We start from the raw sequence: 16,746 nt of genomic DNA, 5'->3' as shown, positions 1-16,746 counted from the left end.
CTGGGGGTACAGATGACCGCCGTACGCGCGGAGGCACTGGTCAAGAGCTTCGGCTCCACCCGCGCTCTGAACGGGATCGACCTCGAAGTGCCCCGCGGTGAAGTCCTCGGGCTGCTGGGCCCCAACGGTGCGGGCAAGACGACCACGGTCCGCATCCTGACCACGCTGTTGCGGCCAGACTCGGGGCGCGCGTTCGTCGCCGGGCACGACGTGCTCGCCGACCCGCACGCCGTGCGCCGCTCGATCGGCCTGTCCGGGCAGTACGCCGCGGTCGACGAGAACCTGACCGGCTACGAGAACCTCCACATGGTCGGCCGCCTCTACGGGATGACCCGCTCGAACGCCTCCGCGCGAGCCCGGCAGCTCATCGACCGCTTCAAGCTCGACGACGCGGCCGACCGGCCCTCCAAGGGCTACTCCGGCGGCATGCGCCGGCGGCTCGACCTCGCGGGCGCGCTGGTCGCCGCGCCACCCGTGGTGGTCCTCGACGAGCCCACCACCGGGCTCGACCCGCGCGGCCGGATGGACACCTGGGAGGTCATCGGCGAGCTCGTCGCCGACGGCACCACGGTCCTGCTGACCACCCAGTACTTGGAGGAGGCCGACCAGCTGGCCGACTCCATCGCGGTCATCGACCACGGCGAGGTCATCGCCAGCGGCACCGCCGACCAGCTCAAGTCCCGCGTCGGCGGCGAGCGCCTGCAGCTGATCGCGCAGGACGCCGCCGACCTGCCCTCGGTGGCCCGGGTGCTGCGCGATGTCGGCGTGGCCGAGCCGCAGGTGGAGGTGGCGCTGCGGCGGGTCACGGTGGCAGTGGAGACCGGGCCGAAGGCGCTGATCGAGGCCTTGCGGAGGCTCGACGCCGACAGCGTCGCGGTCAACGACGTCGGGCTGCACCGGCCGACGCTGGACGATGTGTTCCTGGGTCTGACCGGTCGGCACGCCGAGGAGGAGCAGGGATGAACGCGCTGGCGGTGAGCCTCCGCGACAGCAACGTCGTGGCGTGGCGGAACCTGATGAACATCAAGCGCAACCCGGATCTGCTGCTGGCCAGCACGGCGCAGCCGATCATGTTCGTGCTGATGTTCGCCTACGTCTTCGGCGGCAGCCTCGGCGGTGAGGCGTACCGGGAGTTCCTGATCGCCGGGATCTTCGTGCAGACGGTGGCGTTCAACAGCGCCTTCACCGTGATCGGCCTGGCCAACGACCTGCAGAAGGGCATGATGGACCGGTTCCGGTCGCTGCCCATGTCGCGGGTGGCCGTGCTGCTCGGGCGCACCACGTCCGACCTGCTGGTCAGCGTGCTGACCGTGGTGATCATGTCGTTGTGCGGGCTGATCGTCGGCTGGCGGATCCGGGGCAGCGTCCTCGACGCGCTGCTGGCCTTCGGCCTCCTGCTGCTGTTCTCGTTCGCGATGTCGTGGGTGGGCGCGTTCATCGGCCTGGTCGCGCGCAGCGTCGAGGTCGCGCAGAGCGCGGGTCTGCTGTGGATGTTCCCGGTGACGTTCGTGTCCTCGGCCTTCGTGCCAGCGGAATCGATGCCCGGTCCACTGCGGACGTTCGCGGAGTGGAATCCGATCACGGTCTACTCGGACGCCTTGCGCCAGCTCTACGGGAACCCGCTCCGGGTGACCGGTCCGCCTCCGGACAGCTGGCCCGCGCAGCACGCGGTGCTGTACTCGGTGGCGTCGGCGCTGGTGATCCTGGCGATCTTCATCCCGCTCGCGGTGGCTCGCTACCGTCGCGTGGCGAGTAGGTGAAAGGTCCTTCAGGATGTCCACAGGGGACAGCCGTTAGTGCGTCGCATGAGCACGTTTTGCCTGGCAGGACCGCACTTCGGAGTTAACTCCAAAGTGTGAACAGCGCCGGACTCGCGCAGTGGTTGCGCGTTTTCGGGTCGATCAGACCGCACTATCTGCCCGTCTCCGAGATACGCACCACGGACCGCGAGGTGGGTTATGCGCCGAACGAACGTCAAATACGCCGCTGCAGTGATCGCTTGCACCTCGGCACTGCTCGCCGGGTGCGGTGGTGCACCAGAGGGCGTGCCGGGAATGCCGTCGGGAGTGCCCGGAGCCCCGCAGCCCGGCCAGCCGCAGCCGGGCCAGCCCCAGCCGGGCGGCGAGCAGCAGCCTCCGCCCGGTGGCGAGCAGCCGGGCGGAATGGGCGGCGGTCAGCAGGGCGGCGGTGAGCAGGGCGGCGACCAGGCCAAGGCTCAGCTCCAGGGCCAGCTCGACCAGCTCAACCAGAGCTCGCCGATCACCTTCGACCCGGACAGCAGCGAGCTCACCGACCAGGGCAAGGAGACGGTCACCAAGGCCGCCGAGATGCTCAAGTCGGCTCCGCAGGAGATGAAGTTCCAGGTCGCGGGCTTCACCGCGTCCGGGACGAGCTCCAGCCAGGACAGCAAGGAGCTGTCGCAGGCTCGCGCCCAGGCGGTCGTCGACCAGCTGACGCAGTCCGGGATCCCGGCCGAGCGCCTGCAGGCCACCGGTGAGGGCGACGCGGGCGGCGACCCCGCCGCGTCCCGCAAGGTCGAGATCAAGGTTCAGTAAGCGGTTCCACCAGCGGGGCGGCCGGAACCGGCCGCCCCGCTTCCTCGTGCGCGGCCGGTGAGACCTCGGTCGCGATCGGTGCTGGTCAGGGCAACCGGCCCGGTACCCTCGGCGGGAGCAGTCACGGAGGTGTCGATGGCTTCTCCCGCCGAGGCGCGGACGGTCCGCGAGCCCGCGGGCAAGGCCGCCTCCGCGACCACCTGGGACGTGCCGGCCGCGGTCGCCGCCGGCGGCGCGATCGGGTCGGTCCTGCGCTGGTCGACGAGCCTGGTGTGGCCGGGCCCCGTTTCGACGTTCCTGGTCAACGTGCTGGGCTGCCTGGCCATCGGCGTGCTGATGTGCGTGATCACCGAGTTGGTCACCCCGCACCGCCTGCTGCGACCGTTGCTGGGCGTGGGCGTGCTCGGCGGTTTCACCACGTTCTCCACCTACGTGACCGACGCGCTGCGGCTGGCGCTGTCGGCGCCGCTGGCGGCGCTGGGCTATCTGCTGGCCACGGTGCTGTGCTGCCTGCTCGCGGTGTTCGTCGGCATGACCGCCACCCGAGCTCTGTCGCGGGGACTGCGACGGGAGGCCGCGTGACGCTCCTGCTCGTCGCGCTCGGCGGCGCCACCGGGGCGAGCCTGCGCTTCCTCACCGACCGCTGGGTCCAGGCCCGGCACGACACCGGGTTCCCGTGGGGAACGCTGGTGGTCAACGCGATCGGTTCGCTGATCCTCGGCTTCCTCGCCGGGGCTGCCCTGTTCGGCGCGTCCCTGCCGGTGCTGCAGACCGCGCTGGGCGTGGGTCTGTGCGGCGCGCTGACGACGTTCAGCACCTTCGGTTACGAGAGCGTGCGCCTGCTGACCGGCGGGCAGCGGCTGTTCGGTCTGCTCAACGTGGTCGGTTCGGTGCTGGTGGGGCTGGGTTCGGGCGTGCTCGGCGTCGTGCTGGCCGCCTCGATCTGGCACTGACCCCGGGAAACAGCACCCGAACGGGCGATCACGACACGAGTGCACGACCCCGCTCGCGCTCCCCGGATTCGGTTCGGGTTGTCTCTAACCTTGGGGCACGAGATCCGCACACGTGAGCGAATGGGGTCACCATGCGCACCGTCTTCATCCACGGCGAGCAGGAACGTTTCGACGAGGCCAGCGCCGAACTGATCGACCGCTTCACCCGCCGCCACCCCGAGCTCGACGCAGCGGAGCTGGTCGAGCTGCTGCTCGACGACAAGTTCCTCGCCGACGGCATGCTCGCGCACTGGAGCGAGGAGGACCTCGTGCGCGTCCTGACAGAGGTCGTGCCGCGCCGGGCCGTGCTGACCCGCGAGTGGTCGGCGACGCCGGACCTGCTGCACCGGTGGCTCGACTTCCTGGCCGAGGAGCGCCTCCTGACCTCGACCGATCCGGTTTCCGCGCTGCACGACGCGGTGGACGCGGCCACGCCCGCCTACCTGAGCGCGATGGCCGATCCGACGGAGTGGAGTTCGGAGAAGTTCTGGACGACCACCATGCGCGAGCTGGGGGTCGACGACTCCGACGACGCCGCGGTGGAGGAGTTCCACGACGCCGTGGACGCCGGTGAGCTCGACGTCGACCAGGACACCGCCGACGAGATCACCGCGCGCGAGGCCACCGAGCCCGAGCAGCAGCCGAAGCTGTGGCTGAGCCCGGTGGAGCTGACCGAGTCGGAGCCGCACCGCGACATCGCGGCCGGCGCCCCGATCATGGACCGCATCCGCGCGGTCGTGGAGCACGCGGGTGACGGCGACGTCGACAAGCTGGCCGCGAGCCTGGGCAGCGACACCGCCACCGCAGGTCTGCTGCTGGAGTGGGCGCAGCGCGCGGGCCTGCTGCGGGTCTCCGGCGAGCGGGTCGTTCCGACGCTGATCGCCGCTCCGCTGCTGGCCGAGCCGGAGCTGCTGTGGACGAAGCTGTGGCAGAGCTTCGTGCTGCTCGACGACGTCTTCCGCGACGGGCTGGAGAACATCGCCGCCGACTCCGACGACGACGAGGACGACCTGCCCGAGCTGGTGCAGTCGGTGCTGAGCGTGCTCTACGCGGCCGGCGAGGAGGTGCCGCTGGAGGTCGTGGCCTTCACCGCCGCCGACGTGCTGGGTGCCGAGGACCCGAGCCCGGTGCTGGCCCTGGTGAAGCGGATCGTCGAGCAGTGGGAGGCGATGGGGGCGCTGCGCACCCGGCCGGCGACCGAGGAGGACGGCACCGCGCTGCCCGTCGAGATGTTCGTGGAGCTGCTGCCCGCGGGCGTGTGGGCCGCGCGGGAGTCGTTGCGGGCGTTCGGTTTCCACGTGCCGACGACCGATGCGCTGCGCCTGGCCCCGGCCGAGCTGGTGGCGCTGCTGTTCGCCGCCGCCCCGGCGCCGGTCCAGCAGGCGCTGGCGACGAGCTGGGTCGAGGACCGCGGCCCGAAGCAGGCCGCGGACGAGCTGACCGGGCTCCTGGAGCTGGTGGACGACCCGGTGGTCCGGATGCCCGCGCTGGCGCTGCTGGAGGCGACCGGCGAGGAGGGCGTGACCGCGGCCCGCGGGCTGGTCGACGACCCGGTGTGCGGCGCGGCGGTGCGGGTGTGGCTGCAGGCCGCCACCGACGAGCAGGTGGCGCGCGACGGTGATCAGCTGCTGTTCAGCGTGGACGCGATGGCGGTGACGCTGGAGACCGACGTGGACCTGTTCGTCGGTGACGTGGCCGAGCAGCCGGAGGACGAGCAGTTGCAGCTGGTGGGCGAGGTGGCCGGCAGCGGGCATTCCCACGCCCGCGCGCTGCTGGCGGCGCTGGCCGACAACCACGAGGACGAGGAGGTCGCGGCGGCTGCGCGCAGCGCCTTGGACTCCTGACCCCCGGTGACGCTCCTCATGTCCGTTTGTTCTGCTAACGAGAATTGTTTAGCATTGCGAACGGTTTGACTTCACAGCAGCCGCAACCGCAGCTGCCAACGCCGTTGATGAGGGGTGGCGTGGCGATGAGCGCCGGGCACGAAGTTCGGTTACTCGACGTCTTCAAGGGACAACCGAAGGCGGTGTGGATCACCGCGTTCGCGGCGGTCATCGCCTTCATGGGAATCGGCCTGGTCGACCCGATCCTGCTGTCCATCGCCGAGGCGATGAACGCCGGACCGGAGCAGGTCACCCTGCTGTTCTCGTCCTACCTGGGCGTTCAGGTCGTGGCCATGCTGATCACCGGTGCGTTCAGCGCCCGCTTCGGGCCCAAGCGCACCGTGGTCACCGGCCTCGTCCTGATCGTGCTGGCGACCATCGCGTGCGCGCTGGCGAGCTCCATCGGCCAGCTCGTCGCGCTGCGCGCGGTGTGGGGCCTGGGCAACGCGTTCTTCATCGCCACCGCGCTGTCGGTGATCGTCGGCGCCGCCTCCGGCGGTCAGCAGGCCGCGATCCTGCTGTACGAGGCGGCGCTGGGCATCGGCCTGTCCACCGGGCCGCTGCTCGGCGCCCTGCTGGGCAACATCTCCTGGCGGGGCCCGTTCGCCGGCACCGCGGCGCTGATGGCCGTCGCGCTGATCCTCGCCGCCGGTTTCCTGCCCAAGGACGGGGATCGCTCGACCCGCGCCAAGATCGGCATCCTCGACCCGATCAAGGCGCTCAAGCACGGTGGCCTGCTGCGCACCTCGCTGGGCTCGGCGTTCTACACCGCGAGCTTCTTCATCGTGCTGGCCTGGTCGCCGTTCGTGCTGGAGTTCGGCGCGATCGCGGTCGGCCTGGTGTTCTTCGGCTGGGGCCTGTGCGTCGCGGTCGCCGGGGTGACGCTGGCGCCGAAGCTGGCGGCCCGCTTCGGCGAGGTCGGCGGCACGATCATCGCGGTCCTGCTCTACGCGGTGATCCTGGGCGTCATGGCGTTCGGTTCGAAGCCGGTCGTGGTCGTCGGCGTGATCCTCAGCGGACTGGCCTCGGGCCTGCTCAACACGCTGTTCACCGGTTCGGCGATGAGCGTCAGCGACGCCCCGCGCCCCGTGGCCAGCGCCGGCTACAACTTCTGCCGCTGGCTCGGCGGCGCCGCTGCCGCCACGCTGGTCGGCCACGTCGCCACCTGGTTCGGCTCGAACCACGCCCCGTTCGCCGTCGGCGCGGGCCTGTGCGTGATCGCCGCGCTGCTGCTGGTCACCGACGTGCGCGGCAAGGCCGACGCCCAGCAGGTCCCCGCCGAAGCGGCAGTGGTCGGCGAAGAGGTCTGATCGAACGACGACGAAAGGGGCGCGCGGACTCGATCCGCGCGCCCCTCCGTTTTTGTCGCCCAATGTTCGCCAAGCGCTTGCACACCGTTGACGTTCGCTTACGCTCCAAGCCGTTCTCGAACAGCTTGGAGGTCCTGGTGGCTCCCGAACGTCGACTCTTGCCGCTGCTCACCGGCGGACGTGCCCGCGTCACGTGCCGCTACCGATGCGGCGACCAGTGCTCCCAACACCCGCCGAACACCTCGGACAACGCCTACTTCGGGCAGGTCCTGGACCAGGTGCTCAGCCGTCGCGGCCTGCTCAAGGCCGGAGCGGTGGCCACGGCCGCGCTCGCCGTTCCCGCGCTCGCCTCCCGCGAAGCGGCCGCCGCGACCGGCCTGGACTTCGTGCCGATCCGGCCCAACACCGAGGACGCGGTGGTGATCCCCGAGGGCTTCCAGCAGCAGATCGTGATCCGCTGGGGAGACCCGATCCTGCCCGGCGCACCGGAGTTCGACTTCGACGCCCAGTCGCCCGAGGCGCAAGAAGGCCAGTTCGGCTACAACAACGACTTCTGCGCGCTGCTGCCGCTGCCCGACGGGCGCAGGCTGATGGTCAACAACCACGAGTACGTCACCGAGGAGTTCGTCTTCCGCGGCTACGACTCGGAGAACCCCACCGAGCAGCAGGCCCGGGTCTCCTGGGCAGCGCACGGGATTTCGGTCGTGGTGCTGGAGGACAAGAAGCCGGTGATCGACCCGCTGAACCGGCGCATCACCCTCACGACCCCCTTCGAGCTGCGCGGACCCGCCGCGGGCAGCGAGTGGCTGAAAACCCCTGCCGATCCGACGGGAATGCGCTCGCTGGGCACCATGAACAACTGCTCCGGCGGCGTCACGCCGTGGGGCACGATCCTGTCCGGCGAGGAGAACTTCCACCAGTACTTCGCCAACGCCGACGGTGTCACCGACCCGGTGACCGCGGAACGCCTCGCGCGCTACGGGATCTCCGGCGGCGCGACCGACCGCAAGTGGGAGCGCTTCGACTCCCGCTGGGACCTCGCCCAGCAGCCCAACGAGCCCAACCGGTTCGGCTGGATCATCGAGCTCGACCCGAACGACCCGTCCTCCACCCCGGTCAAGCACACCGCGCTCGGCCGGCTCAAGCACGAAGGCGCCAACATCCGCGTCCTCGACGACGGCCGCGTCGCCGCTTACATGGGCGATGACGAGAAGTTCGAGTACATGTACCGGTTCGTCTCCGACGGGAAGATGAAGCCGGGCGGCAGCGGGCACGCCCGCAGGCACAACATGTCGCTGCTGGACTCGGGCACCCTGTACGTCGCGAAGTTCACCGGCGACAACCCCGCCGAGATCGACGGAACCGGGAAGCTGCCCTCCGACGGCGAGTTCGACGGCGTCGGCGAGTGGATCCCGCTGGCGCACAACGACACCAGCTTCGTCGACGGCATGAGCGCCGACGAGGTCTACGTCTTCACCCGCCAGGCCGCCGACAAGGCGGGCGCCACCAAGATGGACCGGCCCGAGGACGTCCAGCCGCACCCCAAGACGGGACGCGTCTACGCGGCGCTGACCAACAACTCCGATCGCGGCACCGACGGCAAGGCGCCCGCCGACGAGCCGAACCCGCGCAACACCAACAAGCACGGCCAGGTCATGGAACTCGACGACGACCCGGCGGGCACCCGGTTCACCTGGCGGCTGCTGCTGGTCTGCGGCGACCCGGCGGACCCGTCGACCTACTTCGCCGGGTACGACAAGTCGCAGGTCAGCCCGATCACCTGCCCGGACAACGTCGCGTTCGACAGCCAGGGCAACCTGTGGATCACCACCGACTCCAGCGGCGCGCTCGGCTTCAACGACGGCCTCTACGCCGTCCCGTTGGAAGGCCCGGAACGCGGCCACGTCAAGGCGTTCCTCAGCGTCCCGCGCGGTGCCGAAGCCTGCGGGCCGGTCATCGAGGACGACCTCGTGCTGGTCTCGGCCCAGCACCCGGGCGAGCTGGACGGCGCCAACGCCGACAACCCCGCCAGCCACTGGCCTGACGGAGGCACCACCCAACCCCGGCCCTCGGTGGTCGCGGTCTGGCGCTGATCAGCGCTCGAAGGCCCCGTCCTTCACGGCCCCGATGAAGTCCAGGAACCGCGAGACGGGCACGGCCAAGTGCCCGGCCTCGCGGTTCCTGGTGTCCCGGATCCCCACCCGATCACAAGCACGCCCCACCTCGACGCAGTTCGACTGGGTTCCGCTGTAGCTCGACTTCCGCCAGTTCTCCATCGCCGCACCTCTCACCCGTTCACGTACTGGGTGATCACGTCTCTGCTCAGCCGTTCACCCAGCGCACGTTTGCACAACCGCTCAAAGACCGTACTCAACGCCGTCACCGCCGCGGTGTCATCAACGAGGTGTCCGCCCACGGCGTACTCCTGGTAAGCCGATGGCGGCCAGGTCTCGTGCGGGAAATCGAGCAACGTGAAACTGCCCGATGCAGATTCGTGAAGGCCCGCACTGAACGGAAGAACCTGGATCTTGATGTCCGGCTTCTTACTTGCAGCGAGGAGATGCTCCTACTGATCAGAAGGAGCGACGATGTTCAAAGCCGCTGGGGTCGACTGGTTCTGGCGTCCGATAGGAAGCGGCAGGCACGCGTTCGGCGTCGACGCCAAGCGCGCCGACCCGGACGACGTGGTGAAGTCCTTCTGCGACACCGAGGTCGAAGCCCGACGAGTGCAGCGGCTCCCCGACGAGATCGCGTGGATCACCGAGCAGACCTGCATGACCTGCTGGCGCGCGATCGCCTCCCGCCACACCTGAACCTCTCCAGCCGGTCCGGCATGCCCCCGAGGCCGGACCCCACGGGTGGACGGGCGCCCGTGCCCCCGAACAGCGCCCGTCCACCCGCTCGGTGATCAGCTCCTGATCCGTCGGTGGAGGCGCACCCATGCCTGGGGTGTCAGGTCTTTCGGCAGGGGCGGTAGGTCGTGGAGGCGGTGGCCGGTGACGTTGCGGATCATCTCCGCGAGCGATCGGCCCCTCGCCTGGTAGACGGCCCGGACGAAGGTCTGGTAGTCGCTCCTGCGCTCCACCGGGAGGAGTTGTCGCCGGGTGATGTGGAGGATTCCGCCGCTGCACGCCGGGATCGGCCGGAAGTGCTGCGCCGGAACCTCGCCCAGCAGCCGGAATTCGAACCAGGGCGCCCACTGGGCGTTGAGCTGGCTACCGCCCCTCGCCCGCTTGACCGCCACCTCGTGCTGGACCAGCAGCACCGCTTCGGTCCAGTGCTGGGTGGTGAGCAGGCTGCGGGTCATCGTCGTGGTGATGCCGAACGGCAGGTTGCCGACCACGGCGTGCGGCCTCACCGGGAACCGGAACTCGCGCATGTCGCCGTGGTGGAGGCGCACCTGCGGGAGTTCGGCGCTCAGGCGCTCGACGCAGCGCGGGTCGAGCTCCACCGCGATCACCGGACGGCCGAGGTCGACGAGCTCTCGGGTCAGCGCGCCGCGGCCCGCTCCGAGTTCGACGACGGGGTCCTGCGACGGCATCAGCGCGCGGGCCATGCGGCGGGCCGCGCGGGGGTTGATCAGGAAGTTCTGGCTGAGTTCGCGGCGCGCGCGATCGCGCGCCGACCTGCGGCGGAAAGACATGGGGACTGCTCCTGCACTCGCGAGCCGGATGGGAACCGGGTCTCGCGCGCACAGGCCGGCGGATGAACGTCCGCAGCATCGGCCGCGCGTCGGGGAACGAGACCCGGACGCGAACGGCGACGCGATCTACTGGCCGCGCCGCCTAGGCGGAACGCAGCCGGATGAAGAAAGCAGCAGAGCAAAGCCCCATGTCGACAAAGCTACAAGCCCCCACCTCGACCCGAAACCGATTTTTTCGCAGCGCCCGGCTTCGGCACCCGGCTCGGGTTCGAGGGAGGGGGCAGCAGGCGGTTTTGATCCGAACCGACCGGGCAGAAGAGACATGGATCATGGGCGGTTCGGACCAGGACCGCCTCGTGGTGACGCCGAGCACTCAGCGGACGACCTGCAGCGCCCGGCGTCGGCGACTCTGCGTTGCTTGTTCGGTTTCTGTTCACCCAGATGTACCGAGGACATCGCCCGATCTGTCTAACGTTCGGGTGTTCCATACCAATCCCATGGAGGTCCGCTTGTCTTCCCGATCGGACAGCGGGCGGGTCATCCCGCTCCCTCTCATCTCCCACCACAGCGCCAGCCGTTCCTCGGTCACCTGCAAGTACCGCTGCGGCAACGCCTGCCAGCACGAGGCGCCGAACACCTCCGGCAACGCCTACTTCGGTGACATCGTCGAGGCCGTGCTCAGCCGTCGTGGCGCGCTGAAGGCCACCGGCGCGCTCGCGCTGACGGTGGGCGGCGCCGCCATGCTCAACGGCACCGCCGCTGCCGCGCCCCGGCCCGCGCCGGCCCGAGGCGCCGTGCCCGGCACCGACTTCGCGCCCGTCGCGCCCAACACCCAGGACGCCGTGGTCGTCGCCGACGGCTACCGGCAGGGCGTCGTGATCCGGTGGGGTGACCCGGTCGTCGAAGGCGCGCCCGAATTCGACTTCGCCAACCAGAGCGCCGCCGCGCAGGAGAAGCAGTTCGGCTACAACAACGACTTCGCCGAGCTCATCGCGCTCGACCGGACCGGTGCCGAAAGCCTCCTGGTGTGCAACCACGAGTACACCACCGAGGAGCACATGTTCCTCGGCTACGACGAGAACAACCCCACCGAGGAGCAGGCCCGCATCGCCTGGGCCGCCCACGGTCTCTCGGTGGTGATGGTCAAGCGCCAGGACGACGGCAGCCTCAAGCCGGCGCCGAGCCGCTACAACCGGCGCATCACCCTCAACACCCCGTTCGAGCTGCGCGGACCCGCAGCGGGCAGCGACCTGCTGAAGACCTCGGTCGACCCGACCGGCACGACCGTCTTCGGCACCCAGAACAACTGCGCGGGCAGCCTCACCCCGTGGGGCACGATCCTGTCCGGCGAGGAGAACTTCAACCAGTACTTCGCCAACGCCGACAGCGTCACCGACCCGGTCGCCAAGGAGCGCCTCGGCCGCTACGGCTTCGAAGGCACTGCCAGCACCCGCAAGTGGGAGCGCTTCGACAAGCGCTGGGACCTCGCGCAGGAGCCCAACGAGGCCAACCGCTTCGGCTGGATCGTCGAGATCGACCCGAACGACCCGTCCTCGACCCCGGTCAAGCACACCGCGCTCGGCCGCTTCAAGCACGAGGGCGCAGCGGTCCAGATCGCCGACGACGGCCGCGTCGTGGCCTACAGCGGTGACGACGAGCGCTTCGACTACATCTACAAGTTCGTCTCCAACGGCAAGGTCAAGCAGGGCACCAGTGCGCTGGCCCGCCGGCACAACATGACCCTGCTCGACGACGGCACGCTCTACGTCGCGAAGTTCACCGGCAACAGCCCCGCCGGCGAGATCGACGGCACCGGGAAGCTGCCCGCGGACGGCAAGTTCGACGGCATCGGCGAGTGGATCGCGCTGGCCAGCGGCAAGGAGTCCTTCGTCCCCGGCTTCACCGCCGAGGAGGTCTACGTCTTCACGCGCCTGGCCGCCGACTCGGTGGGCGCCACCAAGATGGACCGGCCCGAGGACATCCAGCCCAACCCGGTCAACGGCAAGGTCTACTGCGCGCTGACCAACAACAGCAACCGCGGCAGCGAGGGCAACGCGGCTCCGGACGAGGCCAACCCGCGCGTCGGCAACAAGCACGGTCACGTGCTGGAGATCGACGACGACACCACGGGCACCCGCTTCGGCTGGAACCTGCTGCTGGTGTGCGGCGACCCGAACGACGCGGGCACCTACTTCGGCGGGTTCGACAAGAGCAAGGTCAGCCCGATCTCGTGCCCCGACAACGTGGCCTTCGACCGCCACGGCAACCTGTGGATCTCCACCGACGGCAACGCCCTGGACTCCAACGACGGCCTGTTCGCGGTGCCCGTCGACGGACCGGAGCGCGGCTTCGTCAAGCAGTTCCTGACCGTGCCCAACGGTGCCGAGACCTGCGGTCCCGTGGTGCGCGACAAGCTGGTGACCGTGTCGGTGCAGCACCCCGGCGAGATCGACGGCCACAACGCGGGAAACCCGGCATCGCACTGGCCGGACGGCGGCACCTCGCAGCCCCGCCCGTCGGTCGTGGCGATCTGGCGTGAAGACGGCGGTGAGATCGGCCGCGGCTGATCCACCTTGCGAGCGCGGGGGTCCCCGGCCTTACGGCCAGGGACCCTCGTTGCGTCTTCCCCCCACCCGGGCCCTGGTCCCTCGGCACCCGGTCCCCTCACATGACCGGATTTCCACTGAAATCCGGTGGGGCGGGTGGGGTCAGGTTGGGGAGGTGGGGGATTCCTTGGGGACTGCGCGGAGGGCCAGGACCGTGAAGGCCGCGGCGATCATGACCACGCCGACGACCCAGAGGCCGGAGCGCTGGGAGCCCGTGACGTCGGCGAGGGCTCCGGTGATGTAGGGAGCCGCGAAGCCGCTGATGTTGCCGAGCGAGTTGATCAGGGCGATGCCGCCGGCGGCCGCAGCCCCGGCGAGGAAGTTGCTGGGGAGCGCCCAGAACGTCGGCAGTGCTGCGCAGACGCCGACCGCGCAGATCGTCACCGCGACCATCGCCATGAACGGGTTGCCCAGGTACAGCGCGATCGGGATGGACACGCCGCCGATCAGCATCGGCAGCGCCACGTGCCAGACCCGCTCGCGGGTGCGGTCGCCGTGCGCGGCCCAGATGACCATCGCCACCGCGCCGATCACGTACGGAACCGCCGTCACCAGGCCGGCTTCCATCGTGGACAGCTCCGTGCCGTACTGCTGCTCGAAGCCCTTGACGATCGTGGGCAGGAAGAAGCCCAGCGCGTACAGGCCGTAGGCGATGCCGAAGTAGACGAAGGCCAGCGCCAGGATCCGCGGATGCGTCAGGGCCTTGCGCAGCGGCCAGGCGTGCGCGGCCTCGGTCTCGGCGCGCTCGGCCTCCAGCTGACCCGACAGCCACTCGCGTTCCTCGTCCTTGAGCCACTTGGCCTGCTCGGGCCGGTCGGTCAGGTAGAACCAGGTCGCCACCGCCAGCAGCATCGCCGGCACGCCCTCCACGAGGAACATGAACCGCCAGCCGGACAGGCCGAGAACGCCGTGCCCGCTGCTGATCAGCGCGCTCGACACGGTCGCGCCGATGGCGCTGGAGACCGGGACCGCGGCCATGAACAGCGCGACCGCCTTGGCCCGCTGCACCGCGGGGAACCAGTACGTGAGGTACAGGATGATGCCCGGGAAGAACCCGGCCTCGGCGACGCCCAGCAGGAACCGCAGCACCACCAACGTCGTCGCGTTCGGCACGAAGGCCATCACGGTCGCGACGATGCCCCAGGTGATCATGATCCGGGCCAGCCACTTGCGGGCGCCGAAGCGGTGCAGGGCGAGGTTGCTCGGCACCTCCAGCACCAGGTAGCCGAGGAAGAAGATGCCCGAGGCGAACCCGAAGACCGTTGCGGTCATGCCCAGTTCGTCGTTCATGCCGTTCGGGCCGGCGAAGCCGATGTTGACCCGGTCCAGGTAGTTGACGAAGTACAGGAGGCACAGGAAGGGCATCAACCGGATCGCGACCTTGCGCAGGATCCGGTTCTGCATCTCCGCAGGGGCTACGTTGGCGCTGCTCACCGGATGGGCATACGCGCAGCCCGCCCATCAGGTCAAGACCCGACCGGAGGGTGGGACGGCCGGTAGCCCCGGTGAAATATGCCACCTGTAGCGTTACAGCCATGCCCGAACGCCCGATTGCCCTGGTCACCGGCGCCTCACGAGGTATCGGTGCCGCGGTCGCGCGTGAGCTGTCCAACACTCATGACCTGTTGTTGGGCGGCCGCGACACCGACGCCATCCAGACCCTGATCGACGAACTGCCCGGCGCCGCCCGCGAGTGGCCGGTGGAACTCACCGACCACGCCGCGCTGGCCGACGCCGCCACCGACATCGAGCGAGTCGACGTCCTGGTGCACTGCGCCGGACTCGTCGAGCTCGGCCACATCGCCGACGCCACCGGCGATTCCTGGCGGCGCACCTTCGAGGTCAACCTCTTCGCCGTCACCGAGCTCACCCGCCTGCTGCTGCCCCAGCTCCGCGCCGCGCAGGGCCACGTCGTGCTGGTCAACTCGGGCTCCGGCCTGAGCGCCAAGCCGAACTGGGGTGCCTACGCGGCCAGCAAGTTCGCGCTGCGCGCGTTCGCCGACGTGCTGCGCGCCGAGGAAGCGTCCAACAGCGTGCGCGTGACCTCGGTGTTCCCCGGCCGGACCGCGACCGACATGCAGCGCTCCGTCCGCGAGCAGGAAGGCGGAACCTTCGAGGCCGACCGCTACCTGCGTCCCGAGTCCGTGGCCAAGCCGATCATCTCGGCCGTCAACGCCACCCCGGACTCGCACCTCACCGAGATCATCGTGCGCCCCGCCGCTGCTTGATCATTCACATCGAGCCCCGGGCCTGCGCGGTCCGGGGCTCCGTCGTGCTCAGCCCCGGACGTGCTGGGCGGCGGTGCGGGCCGCGGCCTGGACCGTGCGGCGGTCGACCCGGGTGGGTTCGCGGTCGTTGAGGACCTCCTCGCCGGCGACCCACACGTCCCGCACGCTGCGCGAACCGGCCGCCCACACCACGTTCGACATCACCTGCTCGTCGGGTGCGTCCAGACCCGTTGCGAATGCGGGGTTGTCGACGTCGAGGTGCACGATGTCGGCCCAGCGGCCCGGTTCCAGCGCACCGATGTCGTCGCGGTGCAGCGCCTCGGCACCACCGCGGGTCGCGGCCAGCAGCGCGGCCCGCGCGCTCAGCGCCGTCGCGTCGCCGGTAACCGTGCGCGCGAACAGGCCCGCGAGCTGCACCTCTTCCCACAGGTCGAGGTCGTCGTTGCTGGACGGCCCGTCGGTGCCCAGTCCCACCGGGACGCCCGCCGCCAGCAGCTCGACCAGCCGAGCGGTGCCGGAGGCGAGCTTGGCGTTGGAACCGGGGCAGTGCGCGACACCGACACCGCGCCGCGCGAACAGCTCGATGTCCTCGTCGCTGAGGTGCACGCCGTGCGCCGCGATGACCCGGCCTTCGAGCACGCCGAGCTTGTCCAGCAGCGCCGGGACCGAGCCGTACTCCTCGCGCTGGGCGGTGTCCTCGGCGAGGGTTTCCGCGACGTGGGTGTGGACCAGCGCGTTGCGCTGCTGCGCGGACTCGCCGATCGTCTGCAGCGCTTCCGGCGGCAGCAGGTAGGCCGAGTGCGGGCCGTAGGCCAGCTCGATGCGCTCGCCAGGACCGAAGCGCAGGCCGTCGGCGTCGATCCAGCGGTCGATGCCCTCGACCGCGCCGCGCCAGCCGCCGAGCGCCTCCAGGGCCGGGGTGTCGATCACGGCGGAGGCCAGCACCGCGCGGGAACCGACCGCCAGCGTCGCCTCGACCATGGACTCGGCGATGAAGTACATCTCGGCGCTGGTGGTGATGCCGGCCCGCAGCATCTCCACGCATCCCAGCTCCATGCCCGCGCGCACGTCGGACGGGCGGAGCCTGGCCTCCGCCGGGAAGATCACCTCGTTGAGCCAGCGCAGCAGCGGCAGGTCCGCGCCCATGCCGCGCAGCAGCGTCATCGGGCTGTGGGCGTGGGCGTTGATGAGGCCGGGCAGCAGGATTCCGCCGCATTCGCGGACGATCACGTCGTTGGACCGTTCCGGTGCGCCCTGGCGAGGGCCGCAGTAGCTGATGCGGCCGGTGTCGTCGACGTCCACGACGGCGTCCCGGACGACCGAGCAGGTCGCGTCGCAGGGCAGGGCCATCGGTGCGTGCAGGCGGAGTGCGGTCGGCATGACCGCATTCTGCCGCACAGCGATCCGCAACCGGACGGCCTCGTTCCCCGGCCGGCGCGACCTTGGCCGAAAGGTCAACACGACCTGGCCGATCGGCCGATCTGAGCGGTTCGATCCCTGGCCTGCAGGCCGATACCGGTTTTCGCGCC

General features: G+C 70.1%; 15 protein-coding genes and 1 pseudogene. 11 read left to right on the top strand and 5 right to left on the bottom strand.

The genetic code is table 11. From position 1 onward, the window contains the following. The first annotated feature begins 12 nt into the window (after positions 1–12). From KBO27_RS01020 to KBO27_RS00985, 8 genes are all read left to right on the top strand, one after another. The gene (locus tag KBO27_RS01020; RefSeq protein WP_210968125.1) at positions 13–963 is read left to right on the top strand and encodes an ATP-binding cassette domain-containing protein; all 951 of its coding nucleotides are present in this window, start codon (positions 13–15) and stop codon (positions 961–963) included. Next, entirely contained in the window at positions 960–1,760 is an 801-nt protein-coding gene (locus KBO27_RS01015; protein ID WP_210968124.1) for an ABC transporter permease, read from the top strand. The genes KBO27_RS01020 and KBO27_RS01015 overlap by 4 nt, the downstream gene beginning before the upstream one ends. Positions 1,761–1,958: 198 nt before the next feature. After that, positions 1,959–2,555 carry an OmpA family protein gene (locus tag KBO27_RS01010; protein ID WP_210968123.1) on the top strand — a complete coding sequence of 199 codons (597 nt, stop codon included), beginning with the start codon at positions 1,959–1,961 and terminating at the stop codon, positions 2,553–2,555. Positions 2,556–2,690: 135 nt separating this feature from the next. Next, positions 2,691–3,137 carry a fluoride efflux transporter FluC gene (locus KBO27_RS01005; RefSeq protein WP_210968122.1) on the top strand — a complete coding sequence of 149 codons (447 nt, stop codon included), beginning with the start codon at positions 2,691–2,693 and terminating at the stop codon, positions 3,135–3,137. Beyond that, complete coding sequence (gene crcB, locus KBO27_RS01000) at positions 3,134–3,508, top strand: fluoride efflux transporter CrcB (RefSeq protein ID WP_210968121.1); 375 nt, start codon at positions 3,134–3,136, stop codon at positions 3,506–3,508. Before KBO27_RS01005 ends, crcB begins: the two co-directional genes overlap by 4 nt. Positions 3,509–3,639: 131 nt before the next feature. Continuing rightward, a complete protein-coding gene (locus KBO27_RS00995; RefSeq protein ID WP_210968120.1) occupies positions 3,640–5,391 on the top strand; it encodes a hypothetical protein in 1,752 nt (583 codons plus the stop codon). 125 nt (positions 5,392–5,516) lie between these two features. Further along, a complete protein-coding gene (locus KBO27_RS00990; protein WP_210968119.1) occupies positions 5,517–6,740 on the top strand; it encodes an MFS transporter in 1,224 nt (407 codons plus the stop codon). A gap of 62 nt (positions 6,741–6,802) precedes the next feature. Next, entirely contained in the window at positions 6,803–8,833 is a 2,031-nt protein-coding gene (locus KBO27_RS00985; protein ID WP_210968118.1) for a PhoX family protein, read from the top strand. Here the strand turns inward: KBO27_RS00985 and KBO27_RS00980 are convergent, their stop codons facing one another. Together KBO27_RS00980 and KBO27_RS33360 are read right to left on the bottom strand one after the other, a co-directional pair. Beyond that, complete coding sequence (locus KBO27_RS00980) at positions 8,834–9,016, bottom strand: DUF397 domain-containing protein (protein ID WP_210968117.1); 183 nt, start codon at positions 9,014–9,016, stop codon at positions 8,834–8,836. Between the two features lie 11 nt (positions 9,017–9,027). Beyond that, positions 9,028–9,294 (bottom strand): annotated as a pseudogene (locus KBO27_RS33360) (Scr1 family TA system antitoxin-like transcriptional regulator); the annotation flags it as partial. A 34-nt stretch (positions 9,295–9,328) separates the two neighbouring features. Here KBO27_RS33360 and KBO27_RS00975 point away from each other — a divergent pair. Next, entirely contained in the window at positions 9,329–9,553 is a 225-nt protein-coding gene (locus KBO27_RS00975; protein ID WP_210968116.1) for a hypothetical protein, read from the top strand. Positions 9,554–9,648: 95 nt separating this feature from the next. Here the strand turns inward: KBO27_RS00975 and KBO27_RS00970 are convergent, their stop codons facing one another. Next, positions 9,649–10,383 (bottom strand): ribosomal RNA small subunit methyltransferase A, encoded by a 735-nt coding sequence (locus tag KBO27_RS00970; RefSeq protein WP_210968115.1) that lies wholly within the window; start codon positions 10,381–10,383, stop codon positions 9,649–9,651. 509 nt (positions 10,384–10,892) lie between these two features. Between KBO27_RS00970 and KBO27_RS00965 the strand changes: the two genes are divergently transcribed. Next, complete coding sequence (locus KBO27_RS00965) at positions 10,893–12,950, top strand: PhoX family protein (protein ID WP_246536089.1); 2,058 nt, start codon at positions 10,893–10,895, stop codon at positions 12,948–12,950. Between the two features lie 141 nt (positions 12,951–13,091). Here KBO27_RS00965 and KBO27_RS00960 read toward each other — a convergent pair whose 3' ends face one another. After that, positions 13,092–14,393, bottom strand: a complete 1,302-nt coding sequence (locus KBO27_RS00960) for an MFS transporter (RefSeq protein WP_210968600.1) — start codon at positions 14,391–14,393, stop codon at positions 13,092–13,094. 131 nt (positions 14,394–14,524) lie between these two features. Here KBO27_RS00960 and KBO27_RS00955 point away from each other — a divergent pair, with 131 nt between their 5' ends. Next, on the top strand, positions 14,525–15,217 hold the full coding sequence (locus KBO27_RS00955) for an SDR family oxidoreductase (RefSeq protein WP_210968113.1): 693 nt from the start codon (positions 14,525–14,527) through the stop codon (positions 15,215–15,217). Between the two features lie 48 nt (positions 15,218–15,265). Here the strand turns inward: KBO27_RS00955 and KBO27_RS00950 are convergent, their stop codons facing one another. Next, complete coding sequence (locus tag KBO27_RS00950) at positions 15,266–16,597, bottom strand: amidohydrolase family protein (protein WP_210968112.1); 1,332 nt, start codon at positions 16,595–16,597, stop codon at positions 15,266–15,268. Positions 16,598–16,746 lie beyond the last annotated feature (149 nt).

The organism is Saccharopolyspora endophytica (assembly GCF_018070075.1).
Classification (GTDB): Bacteria; Actinomycetota; Actinomycetes; order Mycobacteriales; family Pseudonocardiaceae; genus Saccharopolyspora; species Saccharopolyspora endophytica.
Note: the sequence above shows the minus strand (reverse complement) of the source record. Positions and strands in the feature narration are given on the sequence as shown.